Consider the following 18,827-nt stretch of genomic DNA (forward strand, 5'->3'; position numbering starts at 1 on the left):
GAATTTTACGAGTGCTCAAGAAACTTTCATTGATCATTATTTCATCTAGTTTTTTAAACTCTTCTTCAGTTAATTTAGCTTTTCTCCCACCATTCTTGTATTTTGGATATAAATTTTCATATCCTCCATCATTCCACTCATCTAACCATCTATGCCCAGTAGATAATGAAATTTCCATCAATTCTACTGCTTCATCAACGCTTTTTCCATTGTACAAAAATCGAATAAAAATCAACTTTTTTTAAAACATCAGCTTCTTGCTGATGCCTACTAATAATTTTATTCAAACAACTTTTCTTAACACACATTTTAACTCTTTTTTGTATTTTATTTACCATAAAAATAATTTGCTTCACATTACTTTTAAACTTTTCGATTTAAACTATAAGTATTTATTTAATTGTAGATTATTTTAAGTATATTGTATAGTTATTTTTAAATATTACATATTTTATATTATTACTAAGGAAAATTCAACTGTTTTATTTTCTTGTTGTTGAATTTAAAAATTTTAATAAGGAGTTTTTTTTATCATGGTTGGAAGAATTGTTTTTTCAAATTTATTCGGAAATTATACTAGTTTTGTTGATTATAAATATGTAACAAGTGATGTTGCTTTTACATGTAGCGGAAAAATTAGTTTGAGTAGTGCAATTAAATATCCTTTCTGTAATAATAAAAAAACAACATCTATCGAAGCTAATAGATTTATAAGAAGAGAATTAGGGGATGATAATGTGAGCATTACAAAAGCAGAGATATCTGATCGAATGCAGTATGTAGATCCACAGGTTTATATTGACATGAATAATGTTGCCATTAGTGAATTATACATTTATCCTGAAGAAATAGCTTCATTTAAAGGTTTTACTGTTAGTGCAACTGATGCATAAATTATAGAGATACCTAATGTTAAATTAAACCGTGAAGAATTTGAAATACCTGAAAAAACAAAACTAAAAACTTATAAATCATCAGCAAGAATATCTTGCATGGTAGATACAAATAAAGACTATATTTTATCTTCAAATATAACATACAAAGACATGAACGATTTAGAACATACCTTATTCCATTTAAACGATGTTAAAGACAAAATTAACTTAAACAATATGATAACAATCTATGACAGAGGATATAACTCAACAGAATTAGTGTTAAAAACTATACAATTAGAATCATACTTCGTAATAATGGGAAAAAAGACAACATTCAAAAAACAACAAGAAAAAATGAAAAAAAATAATAAAGATGATCAAACATTCAAATTAAGCTTAAACAATTCAAAAATAAAAAAATTTCATACAACAGAACTAAAAAAATACGCAATAAAAGAAAAAAGCATGAAATATGCATATTAAAAGTAAAACTAAAAAATGGAACCATAGAAACACTATTAACAAATTTACCAGAAGAAATAGCAAATTCAGAAGAATTAAAAGAACTATACGGCGATAGATGGACAGTAGAAAAAGATTTTGATAGATTAAAAAACAAATTACAAATAGAAAAATTCACCAGAAGAAAAAAAATAAGAATAGAACAAGACTTCTACAGCCACATACTCATATTCAATGCATTAATAGCAATAAAAAACGATACAGAACAAGAAATAACAAGAAAACCACGAAAAACCAATAAATACGAGTACAAATACAAAACAAACGTAAACAGACTAAAATCGGTTTTCGACTATACCACAAAAAATGCAAATCAAACCTAAAAGAATCATTTTAACAAACAAAAAAAATTAACTTTACAGCATTGCAAAAATATAAAAAAACTTATATAGTATAATGACAAACTAAATATGTTTAGGATTAATTTCTAAACCAGATAGAATAACTTTAGTTTATCATACATATTCACCCCCCTTTTACAATTATGTTATTGAAATCAATATGTTTTCAACATATTTATTCTTTAGACTAAAGTTGTTCTATTCTTGCTTATTTCATCACATTTTAGATGTTTATTTTTTTATCAATTTCTGAATAATATATGCTAAACAGATATATATTTTATCTTATTGAAATTTTCATATTTTTTAAATCTCATTTTTTTCATGAGTTTTTTCTCATCAATCTCATGTTTCTATCTTTTTCTTCTTCACTGTTTAAAGCAGATGCTCTTAAAGTTGGGACAAGAGTTATATCACTTTTATGACCTTCAACACGTAGTTCATTGGTTAGGATTGTAATTATTTCAATAAATTCTTTGGTGATTGTATCTTTCTCTAATAATTTTCTTGCTTTGATTATTTTATTTTGAAGAATTCTTTTATTCAAATTGTTTATTAAATTTAATAGGGTTTTTATCAAATTTCTCCCTTCTTTTTACAATTAATATTATATAGTCGAAAACCGATTTTTTGGCAATATTAATAAATTCCAAATAGCTTATTTTATTCTTTTTTGTTGAAAATGAAGACATGTTAGCCAAATAAAAAAATATAATTATTGCCAAAAATTTCGTGCTTGACTATATTAGCTATATCTTCAATTGGATATGCATGAATTTTAAGACCAATTATATCAGATAATTGTTCTCTAAGCTCTCTTTCTGCTATGTTCACAGTTCCAACAATGATGAATTTTGAAGGCAGTGATATTGATATGCCTTCTCTTTCGATAATCCTCCATCTAGAGGCAACAACATCCAATAGAATATCTACTAAATCATCCTCTAAAAGATTAATCTCATTAATATATTATATTCAAGATTAGCTTTGAGTAAGAAGTCCTGCTCCAAGAGAGTTAATACATTACTGTAGTGGTTTTTCCATATCTAAAGAATCAAATATTCTATTCTGTACTTAATAGAACTTCAACAATCATAGGAGTTTTGTTGGAATAACCTCACTATTATTATCTTTTTGAAGTTCAAATTATCCATAGCTATTCAAATCTACATTGAAAGGAGAACCTTTAACTATCTTAATCTCTACTAGAATGCCTGCAAATGTTCCAACACCCATAATTTTTCCTGTTTCACGGTAACCTTTAATTAGCACTTCATCACTAGCAGGATTAACAGCATTTAAAATTAAGGCTTTTTAATAATTTCTTGCTCAACAATAGGTGTAAAAAGAAAAATATTCTTTTCATGATTTTATATAGTAATAGTATAACGAGGTTATCAACGATAATAAAGATTATTTTAATTGTAATTATGAATTTAATATATCAATAAATAATGGTCTTTTATCCATTGCCATAATAATCTTTATATTTTTATTTAATCTTTATTTAATTATAATAATAAATATTTTCAAAATACTGATTATTTAGATTATATTTATTTAAATTTAACAATTAAAGAAGATACTTGGAATTTTTTATTTATTTAGTGATTAGTTATAATCTTTATTCTGAAAACAATATCCATCATAAATAAAAGACTTTTATTATACTTTGGTTGTAATTGTGTATTTTTATAGGGAGAGCTGTGTATTCTAGTGGAAATTTAACAATTGACAGATGCAAACTTGTTAAAAAATACTACAGATCTAAACAATGGAGAATTATTTACTGATAATAACAATAGCAGTATTAAAATATCCAATTCCAACTTCATTGACAATATTGAAGAAACTTATAAGGGTGTTGTACATAATTGTGACAGTAGTTTGATCATTATCATATAATGTTCTTTTTATAGAACCCTTTTTAATTTTTATCTGTATTGATTCAAAATCAAATAATTCATCTAATACTTGTTTTAGAATTACAGATATATAGTAAGCCATTGTTATAGGAGGATCAAACTTCCCTCATTCAAGAGCACCAAAAATTTGTTGACTGATACCTAATAGTTTTTCAAGCTGTTCTTGGGTCATTTTCAGTTATTAACGATAATATCTTAGTTTATTTTTCATTATAGTCCTGAAAGAAAAGATTCTAATCGATGGTTTATTGGAATATTAATTTATTTCATAAATATAAGTTGTTATTATCTTTAATTTCTAAAATAATCTTTAATAATTTTATTATTAAAAAAATATATATTATGATTATTTAGATTGGGAAATAAATGAATATAAAAGTTTTTAAAAAATATCATTACTTATAACCTTTATTTTCATGAATATAAAATCAATTTTTATTATTATTTAATAATCTTTTCATATATTATATAAATATAGTGAATATTTTATTTCTTTAGAAACCTTTATATATAATGTTAGCTACAATTGACATATGGAATGTTTTATTAACATTCCATAATACATTTTTGACAATATATAAAAATCTTTCAATAAATATCAGAGAAATTTATTGTAATTTACTATAATTAATACAAGAAAAACTAAATTTAAGCAGAAATTAAAGAATTTTATAATATTCTAATAAATAACTATTTAAAGATAATCTTTATTCCTATTGAAGTATTATTAATTATTCCATAAGTAATACTTAAATTTTAATCCAAAAAAAACTCCGAAGCATATATTGTCACCATAATATGGTATAGAAAGTACTTATCAAAATGATAAGTATTTATCAAAATTGAATAACATAAAAAGAAAATCTTTTAGTTTTAACTAATAACTTATATAAAAGGAGGTGAAAAAGACAATGCTAATTGATAAAAAAATATCAATTCATCTATTAATTCTAATAAGTATTGTCTTACTAGCTGTAATAAGTTTAACTACTGGTTTTGCAGCAACAGTAAATATTGATAATGCTACTACAGGAGGTATTAATGGAGCTATATCAAGTACAAGTACTAATCCAGGAGATACTATAGAATTATCATCAGGAAACTACAGAGGCATTAATAATACAGGAATAACTATTAACAAAAATATAACAATCCAAGGAAATGGACCCACTAATAGTGTGGTTATTGATGCACAAGGAGTAAGAAGAATATTCACAATAAACACTAACTTAAATGTAACATTCATAAACATAACATTCATGAACGGAAACGCAGATGAAGGTGGAGCAGTCTATAACAACTACTATACCACAACCATGACCTTTATTAACTGTATATTCAACAACAACACTGCAACTAATTATGGTGGTGCTATCTCTAATACTGGTGGTAATGTTAGTGTGAGTGGTTCTAGTTTCATTAATAATACTGCATATGGTGGTGGTGCTATCTCTAATACTGGTGGTAATGTTAGTGTGAGTAGTTCTAGTTTCATTAATAACACTGCAACTAATTATGGTGGTGCTATCTCTAATACTGGTGGTAATGTTAGTGTGAGTAGTTCTAGTTTCATTAATAACACTGCTGCATATAGTGGTGGTGCTATCCAGAATAATGGTAAAGTTAGTTTAAATAGTTCTAGTTTCATTAATAACACTGCTGCATATAGTGGTGGTGCTATCCAGAATAATGGTAAAGTTAGTTTAAATAGTTCTAGTTTCATTAATAATACTGCATATGATGGTGGTGCTATCTATAATACTGGTGGTAATGTTAGTGTGAGTAATTCTAATTTCACTAACAATGCTGCAACTGGTAGTATTCATGGTGCTGGTGGTGCTATCTCTAATATTGATGATGATTTTAGTGTGAGTAATTTTAGTGTGAGTAATTCTAATTTCACAAATAATACTGCAGGTTATGGTGGTGCTATCTCTAATGTTGCTGTTAATTTTAGTGTGAGTAATTCTAATTTCACAAATAATAATGCAATTGCTAGTGGTGGTGCTATCTTTAATACTGCTGTTAATGTTAGTGTGAGTAATTTTAGTGTGAGTAATTCTAATTTCACAAATAATACTGCAGGTTATGGTGGTGCTATCTCTAATGAGTATGGTGGCGTTACTGTGAGTGGTTCTAGTTTCATTAATAACACTGCTGCATATAATGGTGGTGCTATCCATAATAATTATGCTATTATTAGTGTGAGTAGTTCTAGTTTCATTAATAACACTGCAACTAATTATGGTGGTGCTATCTCTAGTATTGATGTTAATTTTAGTGTGAGTGGTTCTAATTTCACAAATAACGCTGCATATAATGGTGGTGCTATCTCTAATGAGAATAATTTCTTTAATGAGAATGGTGGCGTTACTGTGAGTGGTTCTAGTTTCATTAATAACAGTGCATGTAATGTTAGTGGTTATTATGGTGGTGGTGGTGCTATCTATAGTACTGGTGATAATGTTAGTGTGAGTGGTTCTAATTTCACAAATAACACTGCACATAGTGGTGGTGCTATCTCTAATACTGGTGGTAATGTTAGTGTGAGTGGTTCTAGTTTCATTAATAATTTTGTAAGTTGGGGTGGTGCTATCTATAGTACTGATGGTAATGTTAGTGTGAGTGGTTCTAATTTCACAAACAATACTGCAGGTTATGGTGGTGCTATCTATAGTACTGGTGGTAATGTTATTGTGAGTAATTCTAATTTCACAAATAATAATGCAATTAATAATGGTGGTGCTATCTCTAATGGTGGTGCTAATTCTAGAATAACCAATAGTAGTTTTACTAATAATAGAGCTAATAACGGTGGTGCTATTAACAATGATGGTGTCAATTTCAGCATAACTAATAGTAATTTTACTAACAATACAGCTAATACTGGTGGTGTTATTAGGAATACTGTTAATAACTTTACAATAATAAATAGTAGTTTTACTAACAATGCTGCAACTAATGGTGGTGCTATCTATAATGCTGGTGGTAGTAATTTTACTGTAAGTGGTTCTACTTTCATAAACAACAACGCAACTACTGAAGGTGGTGCTATCCGTAACACTGATCCTAATTTCAGAATAACCAATAGTAGTTTTACTAACAATAGAGCTAATAATGGTGGTGCTATTAACAATGATGGTGTTAACTTCAGCATAACTAATAGTAATTTTACCAACAATGCTGCAACAAATGGTGGTGCTATTAGGAATACTGTTAATAACTTTACAATAGCCAATAGTAGTTTTACTAACAATGCTGCAACAAATGGTGGTGCTATCTATAATGCTGGTGGTGGTAATTTTACTGTAAGTGGTTCTACTTTCATAAACAACAACGCAACTACTGAGGGTGGTGCTATCCGTAACACTGATCCTAATTTCAGCGTAACCAATAGTAGTTTTACTAACAATAAAGCTAATAACGGTGGTGCTATCTCTAATGGTGGTACTAATTTTACATTAACTAATAGTAGTTTTACTAAAAACATAGCTACTAATCATGGTGGTGCTATCCGTAATACTGTTGTTAATTTCAGCATAATCAATAGTAATTTTACTAACAACACTGCAACTAATTATGGTGGTACTATCTCTAATGGTGGTACTAATTTCAGAATAACCAATAGTAGTTTTACTAACAATACAGCTAATAACAGTGGTGCTATTAACAATGATGGTGTCAATTTCAGCATAACTAATAGTAATTTTACCAACAATGCTGCAACAAATGGTGGTGCTATTAGGAATACTGTTAATAACTTTACAATAATCAATAGTAATTTTACCAACAATGCTGCAACAAATGGTGGTGCTATCTATAATACTGGTGGTGGTAATTTTACTGTAAGTGGTTCTACTTTCATAAACAACAACGCAACTACTGAGGGTGGTGCTATCCATAGCAATGGTCTTAATTTCAGCATAATTAATAGTAGTTTTACTAACAATAGAGCTAATGACGGTGGTACTATCTCTAATAGTGGTACTAATTTCAGCATAATCAATAGTAATTTTACTAACAATGCTGCAACTAATGATGGTGGTGCTATCTCTAATAGTGGTACTAATTTTACAATAACTAATAGTAATTTTACTAAGAACATAGCTACTAATTATGGTGGTGCTATCTGTAATACTGGTGTTAATTTCAGCATAATCAATAGTAGTTTTACTAACAACACTGCAACTAATTATGGTGGTACTATCTCTAATGGTGGTACTAATTTCAGAATAACCAATAGTAGTTTTACTAACAATACAGCTAATAACAGTGGTGCTATTAACAATGATGGTGTCAATTTCAGCGTAACTAATAGTAGTTTTACTAATAATAGAGCTAATAACGGTGGTGCTATTAACAATGATGGTGTCAATTTCAGCGTAACCAATAGTAATTTTACTAAGAATACTGTAACTAATTATGGTGGTGCTATTAGGAGTACTGTTAATAATTTTACAATAACCAATAGTAATTTTACTAACAATACAGCTAATAACGGTGGTGCTATCTATAATAGTGGTACTAATTTTACAATAACCAATAGTAATTTTACTAACAATACAGCTAATAACGGTGGTACTATCTCTAATAGTGGTACTAATTTTACAATAATCAATAGTAATTTTACTAACAATGCTGCAACAAATGGTGGTGCTATCTATAATACTGGTGGTGGTAATTTTACTGTAAGTGGTTCTACTTTCATAAACAACAACGCAACTACTGAGGGTGGTGCTATCCGTAACATTGATCCTAATTTCAGCGTAACCAATAGTAGTTTTACTAATAATAGAGCTAATAACGGTGGTGCTATCTCTAATGGTGGTGCTAATTTTATAATAGCTAGTAGTAGTTTTACTGAAAACATAGCTACTAATCATGGTGGTGCTATCCGTAATACTGTTGTTAATTTCAGCATAATCAATAGTAATTTTACTAAGAATACTGCAACTAATTATGGTGGTACTATCTCTAATGGTGGTGCTAACTTTAGAATAACCAATATTAGTTTTACTAATAATAGAGCTAATAATGGTGGTGCTATTAACAATGATGGTGTCAATTTCAGCGTAACCAATAGTAATTTTACTAACAATACAGCTAATACTGATGGTGTTATTAGGAATACTGTTAATAACTTTACAATAATCAATAGTAGTTTTACTAAGAATGTTGCAACTAATGGTGGTGTTATCTATAATGCTGGTGGTGGTAATTTTACTGTAAGTGGTTCTACTTTCATAAACAACAACGCAACTACTGAAGGTGGTGCTATCTGTAATACTGGTCTTAATCTTACTGTGAGTAATTCTAATTTTGCAAACAACACTGCATATAGTGGTGGTGCTATCTATAATACTGGTGGTGGTATTTTTAGTGTGAGTAATTCTAATTTCACAAAGAATACTGCAACTAGAGATGGTGGTGCTATAAGGGCTACAAGTGCAGAACAAGAAATCATAATCGAAAACAGTGTTTTCATAAATAATAGTGCTCGTGACGGTAGTGCAATTAGTAGTTATGGCAATAATGTGAATGTTGTAATTTATCATTCTGCAGTTGCTGGTAATTCTGTTAGTCGAAATGGTGGTGTGGTCCATCATGATGGAAGTAATAGTACTATAAAGCTTATTGATTCTACTTTTACTAATAATCATGCCAAAGGAAACGGAGGAGTAGTAATTATTGTAGGAGACGACAATAATATATCTACTAATGGTTCAAATTTTACCAATAATACTGCAAATAGCGGTGCTATAATTCATTCTGATGGCGATAGCAGTAAAATCATTCTTAATAATACTAATATTTATAATAGTATTTCTAATGATGCATTAGTTGTTAGTAATGGTGATGATGGCAACATATTAGTTAATAATACTGTTGCTGATGGTAATGCTGTTAAAGTTGTGTGCGTCAATGGTGAAAACAATGCAGTTATTGATAATTCGACTGTAAAGAATGTTAATCATCATTCAGATTCTAACCTAATACTTGTAGTATCCAAGGATTCTAATAATAGATTAACAATCATTATAGTACTTACTAATAAAATCACAGGTGAACTTCTAGCTAACTATAATGTAACTTTAAAAATCAATGGAGTATTGATTACACTACAAACAGATGACAGTGGTGTGATAGTCTACTATTACACTCCAAATTCAACTAACTTCTACACAATCAGTACAGAATTCAATGGCTACACAATCACAAATTCTTCAGGAAACTTCACAAATCTACCAGTAAATGCGTCTAAAAATATAAACGTTACATTCAATAATACACAAATAATTTCAAATGATTTAAAAGGAACTTATGGACAAATCGTCAAACTAACAGCAACTCTAAGAGACACTACAACCAATAATCCAATAGCTAATGAACTAGTACAATTCTATATCAATAATAAGCTTGTTGGTCAAAATACAACTAACAGTGCAGGAATAGCTACATACTACTACAAAATAACAACAACAGGAACTCTCAAGGTTCTTACTACTTTCAACAAAAATGGTATATATCTATCATCTTCCAAAGTTTCTGAACTAACTGTTCCAAAAACAACCACACTAAAAATCACAAATAATGCTCCAAAATCTGTTAAGATGAATAAAAAGGTTAAAATCACTTCTACTCTAGCAAATATTGGACCAGACAAGTACAGTTTTAAAGTATCCTACAAACTACCAAAGACACTAATTTACGCTAAACCAAAAGTCACAACAGGAAAAATAGCTTACGACAAAAAGAAACGAACTCTAACATGGACAATAACTAATCTAAAAATCAGTGATTCCAACTCAGCAACTCTCACATGGACAGTAAAAACAAATAAAAAAGGAACAACAAATATTAAACCAACAATATCAAAAATAACAGGACTTAAAATAAGCTATAATAACAAAATAACTTTCAAAATAAACTAAATAGCTAGAATAATAGAATTTTTTTAGAAGGAGGAATAATTATTCTTTTCTTCTATCTTTTTTATCTAAAAATATTTCATTTACTTAATTAGAATATAAAACAAAATTTAAAAATTTAATTTTATTATAATTTTAATATTTATGAAAGATAAGTGTTTAATTTAGTAAATAGTTAATTATTTATTATTGGTTATAATATTCATGAACATTCTTAGCTACTTTTTTTATTTAATCCTTTTATATTATCTATTTTATCAATAATTGCTTTTTTAATAGCTTCAATATATCTAAAAGTTTTAAATAATTTTATCTTTTGTGTTTCCATATTCCTCTCATATTATCAAGTTTTAGATCATTCAAGTTCTATAGATCTTGCTTTATGCGATAAGTGATTGGAAATCTCTTACAAAACGAAGTTTAATGTCTTCTACAGATACTACGATCCTTATTTATTCTCATCTAAGGTCAGTTGCCTATTCAAGAATGAATTTTTCATATTCTAGGGGGAGAAAATAATTATTTTTTACAAAATTTTATTCATATATTGAGGGTTTAAATTTAAGATAAATCTTTAATAATTCTTAATTTATTAAAATTTAATATTTTAACTAACTAAATCAGAAATAAAATTATAATAATCATTAATATCAATATTGGTGCCGAGTAATTAAATTAAATTTTTCTGTGTTATAATTCATTTATTATAATAATTAATTTATGATTTAACTTTATATAATTAATTTTTTTAAAATAATAATATTTTCTTACTCTTTAAAATAATAATAATAAGGTAATTTTATTGATTTTTAAAATTTTTAATTTTAGAATTATTTCCCAACCTATATATGTATATTATTTTTTAAATAACCATCTTAAAGAAAGAACATTTTTATCCAAGTAGGATCTTGATGGTTTAACTGGTTCTTTATTAACAGTGTCATTGTTAAATTATTCTTCTAATCCATCTTCGTTGTAGATGAAAGAGATGATTCTGCTTTCAATTATGCTATAAATTCCTATTGAGAATAAGTAACATATTAAAAACATTATAATATTTAAATATCCGAATGTAGAGGCAGTAAGGTCTATTGAATAAATAGCTATATGAACAATAGCAATTAAAATGATTAAAAATTGGCTTATAATAAAGGCGGTTATTGTGAAAATGATAAAGAGAACAAGGGAAATTATGAAAAACTTTAAATAATTTACAATACCTGTATATTTAATAAGTTTTATTAAGTCTTTAATTTTAAATGCATATCTAAAAGATCCATTATTGTTAATCATATGGGGAATAGCTGTACTGATGAATATAAAACTAATGAAAGATAATAGTATAGCTATTAGGGTTGAACTAAAGCCAAAGTTAATGGTAAAGCTAGATAGATTGTTAAAGTTAATATTAGGTCTATCATGAAATACTATGATAGTTGTAATAGCTATTGTTGGTAAAAAGTAAATTAAGTTTACTAATAATACTTTAAGTCCTTCATATAACATCCTTCCTATATTATTGAAATCTGGCATTGAGTCATTGGTATAAGATATGTTGCCAGTAAGCCCGATTATTATGATCCTATAAGAGAATCCATACATCAGAAGCATTGGTAAAATTAAAAAGCTTAATATTGATAAAATCCCTACTTTCAAAATGCTTCCAATAGCTTTTTTATTTTTAAATGTATATTCAAATGAGCCTGCAAATATTTCCAATATCATAAATTGTTCTCCAATTTTTAGTAAAGAGTCTGTTAATAATTTTAATTTTTTATAATTCTTTAGTATATTAGTATTTAATCTAGAAATAGATCTCGTTTAATAGATAACAGTTACTAATAAATATTATGGGGTGTAAATAGGTTTTTAACTTTAATAATATCATTTTTAAAACATTTAAAAGAGGATTATACTCTTTCTATAGAACCATTTTTAATATTTATTTCTATGGATTCAAAGTCAAATAATTCATTCAAGGGTTGTTCTAGAATTAAAGATATATAGTAAGCCATTGTTATAGGAGGATCAAATCTCCCTCTTTCAAGAGCACCAACAGTTTGTCGACTGACACCTAATAGTTTTCCAAGCTGTTCTTGAGTCATTTCCAACTCTTGACGATAATATCTTACTTTATTTTTCATTAAAACCAGTTTTTTTTAGTATTGAAAATGTTTCATGATTTAATTTTTAAAATTAATATTTTTTTGTTTAGATTATTTTTTAATATCCATTTTTTTCTGTTTATTTTTTTATCATGTGATTTTCTATATTGTGTGCAAATGATAATAAATCTGCTTCAATTTGAACATTTTCAGATTTTATTGTTAAAAATTATTTAAATTTTAAATTATATGGCCAAATATCCCCTCTATTGGATCTCTTTTCTCGTATTCAATTTTTTTTTCATTATATTCGATTTTCATTCTTTGAATACCTTGTTCATTACAATATGCAGTAGATAAAACGAGTATTTTGATTTTTATTGTAATTTTCTTCGTATTTACATTTTTTCAAAATTATATATGAATTGTATTTAGAAAACTGATCAAGATAAGTTTCTTTGTTTTGGGGATGCCTGATACTTATTTAGGATTAAAGCATTAAAATCATGTTTTTCTAGATATGAAATATTTTTTCTTAAATAATAACCATTGTAATCACTTATTATAGTTTATTCAGGAATATGGTATATATTTTCTCTTAAATGCCCTTTCATAGGTACTGATTGATTTGTGCCAGTTGGTCAATTGTTTATTTTTTCTTTAAGTATTAATATATAGTGTTCATTGTCATATAAGTAGTCTTCATCTATTATGTCCTATTTATTTATTAATTATTTATTATTCGTAAATATAATTAATATTTATCTTTTTTTAGAAATGTTTATATATAATGTTAACTATAGGTGACACATTGAAAGTTTTATTAACATTTCATAATATCTTTTTGACAATATATAAAATTTTTCAATGAATTTAGATAAATAATATTAAAATTCTAAATATATTAAAAAATATTAAAATTCTAAATATATTAAAAAATATTAAAATTCTAAATATATTAAAAAATATTAAAATTCTAAATATATTAAAATTATACAATAAATTTAAGTAAAAATTAATGAATTTTGTCTTGTTTTGATAAATAGATAAACTTAATCTTTGTTCCTATTGACATACTGTTGATTATGCTATGATAACGCTGATTATTCGACGATACTACTTAAATTTTACTCTAAAAACTTCAAAGCATATGTATCTCCCATAAACCTGTATACAAAAAGTAATTATCAAATGATAATTACTTTCAAAAAATTAAATATATAAAGAAAATTTTTTAGTTTTAACTAAGAATTAAATATAAAAGGATGTGAAAAGAGAATGGGAAAAATGAATCATGAAATTATAATTAAAACTTTACTATTTACACTATTTTTTATTAGCTTATCATCAATAAATGCAACAGATTTAAATTTGAATCCAGAGGATAGTATTAATGATGCTATAACTAATGTTAATGCAAATGGCAGCACTACAAATAACAACACTATCACACTTAACAATGGAACATACAATAAAAACACAGACAGAAACAACAACATCACCATTAACAACATAAATCTCACAATAAAAGGAAATGGAGAAGTAATAATCGACGCACAACATCTTGGAAGAATCTTTAATATTATAGGAAATAGCAACATAACATTCACAACTATAACATTCAGAAATGCAAACACAAGTTCTGGAGGAGCAATTTATAACAATTTAGGAAAGTTAAACATAGTAAACTGCACATTCACCAATAATATGGCTAGTAATAATGGTGGTGCTATCTATAATGATGGTGGTGATAATATGAGTATTGTTAATTCGATATTTTATAATAATGCTGCTCAATTTGGTGGGGCTGTACATTTCAATAATATTAACCGCAGTTTCACGGTTTACAATTCAAATTTCGCAAATAATTCAGCAAACCCTTCTGATGGTGGGGCTTTAGTGGTTATTACTAATAACTGTAATATTTCCAATTCTAATTTCACAAATAATTCAGCAAATGATTGGGGTGGTGCTCTGGAATGTAGGTATGGAAATTTTACTATTAATAATTGTATTTTCATAAATAACGAAGCAAATAACTTTGGTGGGGCCATTCATAATTATAGAGCAGACTCTGTCACTGTCACCAACTCTTCTTTTAGAAATAACACAGCCAATGATAGTGGTGGTGCTATCCATAATACTGGTGGTAATTTTAGTGTGAGTAATTCTGACTTCACAAACAACACTGCAACTTATGGTGGTGCTGTTTATAGCAGTAATAACAATAGTTTAGTTAATTATTCTAATTTCACTAGTAATCAGGCTTTTGCTATTGGTGGTGGGATTTTTAATAATGGTAATATGTCTGTTTTTGGGAATCTTATGATGAATAACAGTGCTGCTTTAGGCCAGATAATTTATAATAATGGTTATCTGGGCATTTTAAACCTGACTTTCATTGATAATTCTACTAAAACTGTTAAAAATGGTAATACAGTCATTTTATATGCTTCTTTGACTGATGATATGGGTAATACTATTACAGGTCAGAATATTAGTTTCTATGTGAATGGTGTATTAATAGGTACTGTTGAATCTATTGAAGGTCTTGGTAATTTGATGTATACATCTAATACATTGGGTATTTTACCAATTAATGGTAGCTACTATGGTCATGGAACATACTCCATTGTTAATAAAAACGGTGAACTGAATGTTACTAAGTTAGCTACTAATTCTACTGTTAATGTTCCAAATATTGTTAAAGTAAAAAAAACTACTACTATAAATGGTGTTTTAACTGATGAAAATGGTAATTTTGTGGCTAATGTTCAATTTATTGTTATTGTAGATGGACAAGTTTACACTTTAACTACTGATAATAGGGGTCGTTGGAGTTTATCTTATAAACCATTTCATACAGGAAGTATAGAAGTTTTAGTGAAATTTTTAGGTGATGATAAATATTTTGGATCTCAAAATAGTACAAGCTTTAAAAGTGTTAAACAACTTAAGTATATCAAAGTTAAAGTTAAAGGTAACAGGATTATTGCAACTTTATGTGATAAAAATGGAAAACGTGTTGCTGGTGAAAAAGTTTATCTTACCCAAAAAGGTAAAATATTAGGCTTTGGAATAACAAATCAGAATGGCCAAGTAATATTTGATTATTCTGGACCTAAAATTGACTTAAAAGTTGTATTTGGGGGCTCAGATAGATATTATCCTGTTAGTGTTGTTGTTAAAGTAAATGATGATGATAATAATAAATCTAAGAACATACCACAATCAAGTAATCCTAAAGCAACTGATAAATCTAAAAACACATTAGAATCAAATAATCCTAAAATAACCATGGAAAACACAGGAATTCCTTTTCTCATAGTGATGTTAGTTCTATTAACCTTTGTTGGCTTGTTAGAATGGAGAAAGAAATAAATAACTAATGGTCAACTTTTTTTAACTCTTATTGTTTTACTAAGAGTTTTTTATCTTTTTTTAATTTTTTTAATTCAATTTTTTAATTCTTTATTTTCTATTTTTTAAATAAAATTATCATTATCTATTTTATTTTATTGGTTCTGTCAAAAATCAGTTAGATATTTAAATCTTAAATTAAAAATTTTATAAAGTTTAATTTAAAAAATATTCATTTTATTTGAAAATTTTAAAAATCTTTTATAATGCTGTAAATAAATGTTCCAGTATACATGGTAGTATTGATTTAGTAGCATTTTGAAGATTTTTAAAAGTTTATAAAAAATTTGAATTATTATCACTATCCTTCATAATTTTCTAGCTATATATTTTTAGTAATTTAGTTGGGGTTTATTCTTTTTCATAGTTTTTCATTCTTTTATATATGATATAGCGTATTATTATATATAATACGATACTTTTATATATTTCATCGAATCAATATAAAAACAAGAATAAAAAAATTCCTCAAAATGATGAAATTTAATAAATAGTGTATAGTTATATATAATTTATATATAAGAATTATTTTTCTTTAATGAATATTCATATTTTTTTATATTCATAATTAAAAATTGATTAATCAACAACCAAAATTATATTGAATTATATTAATAATACATCATGATAGATAATTATTATAATTAGTAAGATATTCTAATCATTTATAATATTTTTATTTTATATAAGAATAATATTTATAATATATTATATAATAATTATTCATTATATAAATAATAATAAATATACTAAATAAATAGTATCTAATAATAAATATTATTTATTAATAAATAGTAGACATTACTAAATAGTATATATTAATTAATATTAATTATTTACATCCTATCATATCTATTATTTATTTATAATAATTATTTATAATAAAAATAAATTTAGGAATAATCAGATATTATACAAAGGCAATATTGAATAAAACAATTAAAAAATTTAAATTTGATATAATATTTAATATTGCATAATAAGTGATTTAAAGAGAAAAGATAGAATATGAAATAGGGGGTGAATTAATGGAAGTGAAAGAATTAGAAGAGAAATTAGAAGAATATTTAGATGAATTAGAATACATTAAAAATCTATCACCACAAACAATTAAAAATTATAATGCAAGCATAGGTAAATTTATCAAATATTTAAAAAAAGAAAAGATAGAAAAGCTAGATAATCTTCTAAATATTCTAAAGAAATACATTATATATTTAAAGAAAAACAAAAAAAATCTGCAATCTTCCATCAATACCCATATAACAAACATAGCGATATTTTTTAATCATTTGGATATTAGCATAAACACGAAAAAATTAATTGGAAAAGATAAAAATAAAAATAAACCTCCAAAATATTTAGAATCAGAAGAAATTGATGAAATAATAGCTACAATTCCTAAAAATAATATAAGGGATAAAACAATCATATTAACCCTTTATCACACAGGTTTAAGAGTAAGTGAATTAACCAACTTAAATAAAAATGATATAAAACCAACAGACAATTTTAAAGTTTTTAAAATTAATGTTAAAGAAGGAAAAGGAGGTAAATATAGAATCACGTTTCTTGATAAACAGACATATGAATTAATTCAAAAAATGATATACAAAAGAACAAGAAAAGGTAGGTCTGAATCAGAAAATGCTCCACTATTTCAAAGTAATAAAATGCAAAGAATTTCAGTTAGATCAATTCAAACATTAGTTAAAAAATATGCAATAATTGCAGATAAAAAAAGAATTGAAAATGGATTAGAGACAAAATTTGAAGATCTTTTATCTCCACACACATTAAGACATAGTTATACCATTAATTTATTAAATAACAACAATAAGCCTATAAACATGGTTCAAAAATTGTTAGGTCATTCTTCTATCCAAACAACACAGATTTATTCAAATGTAGGGATAGATAAAATCAAAGATGATTATCAAAATGTAAATTGGTAAAATATATCTCTTATATATTTTAGATTCATTCATTTTTAAGCTAACAAGAAACAAAAAATGATTATTGTCATGTAAATTTAATTTTCATGATTTTATTAGTTAATGTAGCATTTTGATAATTTTTTATCTGCATCTTCTTTAGTGAATTTCCAGTTTATTTTACATTTATTTTCATTTCTATTATTTTGATAAGCTGTAGTTTCTTTAATTAAAAGATTTTTATTATTTATTCTTCTTCCAGTGCATTTTCTGTCCATTACATCAATTTCGATTTCGGCAATATTAAGCCAACTTGCATGTTTTGGAGTATAAATGAATGATAATTTACTAATCAAGTTTACAGCTTCGTGAAATTCAAAATTTTCAAGAATTAAAAGATATGTGTGAGTATTTAAATTATCCATGATAATTCTTAGTTTTTTAGCTTTAGGAAACACATTATCCACCAAATAATTCTTAGTTTTTTAGCTTTAGGAAACACATTATCCACCAAATAATTCTTAGTTTTTTAGCTTTAGGAAACACATTATCCACCAAATAATTCTTAGTTTTTTAGCTTTAGGAAACACATTATCCACCAAATAATTCTTAGTTTTTTAGCTTTAGGAAACACATTATCCACCAAATAATTCTTAGTTTTTTAGCTTTAGGAAACACATTATCCACCAAATGTTTAATATATAATGCGAAATCTTTTTTAGTTCTTCTATCTGTAACAGTTATGTCCCTTTTACCTCCTTTAAAGTCAACAG

14 protein-coding genes are annotated in these 18,827 nt (G+C 26.2%); 6 read left to right on the forward strand and 8 right to left on the reverse strand.

All coding sequences use genetic code 11. From position 1 onward, the window contains the following. A partial coding sequence (locus tag MBCUT_RS10575) for a helix-turn-helix domain-containing protein (protein WP_169805418.1) occupies positions 1-217 on the reverse strand: 217 nt, incomplete at its 3' end. Positions 218-533: 316 nt separating this feature from the next. On the opposite strand from MBCUT_RS10575, the gene MBCUT_RS11565 reads away from it, so the two are divergent. The 3 genes from MBCUT_RS11565 (at position 534) to MBCUT_RS11845 (ending at position 1,723) form a co-directional block, all read left to right on the forward strand. Continuing rightward, positions 534-893, forward strand: a complete 360-nt coding sequence (locus MBCUT_RS11565) for a hypothetical protein (protein ID WP_245634966.1) — start codon at positions 534-536, stop codon at positions 891-893. Positions 894-992: 99 nt separating this feature from the next. Then, positions 993-1,361, forward strand: coding sequence for a hypothetical protein (locus MBCUT_RS11570; protein WP_245634967.1), 369 nt, complete (start codon positions 993-995; stop codon positions 1,359-1,361). After that, entirely contained in the window at positions 1,322-1,723 is a 402-nt protein-coding gene (locus MBCUT_RS11845) for a transposase (protein WP_394327054.1), read from the forward strand. Before MBCUT_RS11570 ends, MBCUT_RS11845 begins: the two co-directional genes overlap by 40 nt. A 340-nt stretch (positions 1,724-2,063) precedes the next feature. Here the strand turns inward: MBCUT_RS11845 and MBCUT_RS06895 are convergent, their stop codons facing one another. From MBCUT_RS06895 to MBCUT_RS11345, 4 genes are all read right to left on the reverse strand, one after another. Continuing rightward, positions 2,064-2,321, reverse strand: a complete 258-nt coding sequence (locus MBCUT_RS06895; RefSeq protein ID WP_067259953.1) for a hypothetical protein — start codon at positions 2,319-2,321, stop codon at positions 2,064-2,066. Positions 2,322-2,434: 113 nt separating this feature from the next. Then, complete coding sequence (locus tag MBCUT_RS06900; protein WP_067259954.1) at positions 2,435-2,662, reverse strand: hypothetical protein; 228 nt, start codon at positions 2,660-2,662, stop codon at positions 2,435-2,437. A 225-nt stretch (positions 2,663-2,887) separates the two neighbouring features. Beyond that, positions 2,888-3,013 (reverse strand): hypothetical protein, encoded by a 126-nt coding sequence (locus MBCUT_RS11760; protein ID WP_281177967.1) that lies wholly within the window; start codon positions 3,011-3,013, stop codon positions 2,888-2,890. A gap of 510 nt (positions 3,014-3,523) precedes the next feature. Next, on the reverse strand, positions 3,524-3,748 hold the full coding sequence (locus tag MBCUT_RS11345; RefSeq protein ID WP_067259955.1) for a hypothetical protein: 225 nt from the start codon (positions 3,746-3,748) through the stop codon (positions 3,524-3,526). 829 nt (positions 3,749-4,577) lie between these two features. Between MBCUT_RS11345 and MBCUT_RS06910 the strand changes: the two genes are divergently transcribed. Then, entirely contained in the window at positions 4,578-10,598 is a 6,021-nt protein-coding gene (locus tag MBCUT_RS06910; protein ID WP_067259956.1) for a beta strand repeat-containing protein, read from the forward strand. A 948-nt stretch (positions 10,599-11,546) separates the two neighbouring features. On the opposite strand, the gene MBCUT_RS06915 is transcribed toward MBCUT_RS06910, so the two are convergent. Further along, on the reverse strand, positions 11,547-12,320 hold the full coding sequence (locus MBCUT_RS06915) for a DUF4013 domain-containing protein (RefSeq protein ID WP_067259957.1): 774 nt from the start codon (positions 12,318-12,320) through the stop codon (positions 11,547-11,549). 185 nt (positions 12,321-12,505) lie between these two features. Next, positions 12,506-12,739 (reverse strand): helix-turn-helix transcriptional regulator, encoded by a 234-nt coding sequence (locus MBCUT_RS06920; RefSeq protein WP_067259958.1) that lies wholly within the window; start codon positions 12,737-12,739, stop codon positions 12,506-12,508. A gap of 1,239 nt (positions 12,740-13,978) precedes the next feature. On the opposite strand from MBCUT_RS06920, the gene MBCUT_RS06925 reads away from it, so the two are divergent. After that, complete coding sequence (locus MBCUT_RS06925) at positions 13,979-16,081, forward strand: carboxypeptidase-like regulatory domain-containing protein (RefSeq protein WP_067259959.1); 2,103 nt, start codon at positions 13,979-13,981, stop codon at positions 16,079-16,081. Positions 16,082-17,148: 1,067 nt separating this feature from the next. Next, entirely contained in the window at positions 17,149-18,075 is a 927-nt protein-coding gene (locus MBCUT_RS06930; protein WP_067259960.1) for a tyrosine-type recombinase/integrase, read from the forward strand. 95 nt (positions 18,076-18,170) lie between these two features. Here MBCUT_RS06930 and MBCUT_RS06935 read toward each other — a convergent pair whose 3' ends face one another. Next, entirely contained in the window at positions 18,171-18,512 is a 342-nt protein-coding gene (locus tag MBCUT_RS06935; RefSeq protein ID WP_067259961.1) for a transposase, read from the reverse strand. Positions 18,513-18,827: the final 315 nt, after the last annotated feature.

Source organism: Methanobrevibacter cuticularis (genome assembly GCF_001639285.1).
Taxonomy (GTDB): Archaea; Methanobacteriota; Methanobacteria; order Methanobacteriales; family Methanobacteriaceae; genus Methanobaculum; species Methanobaculum cuticulare.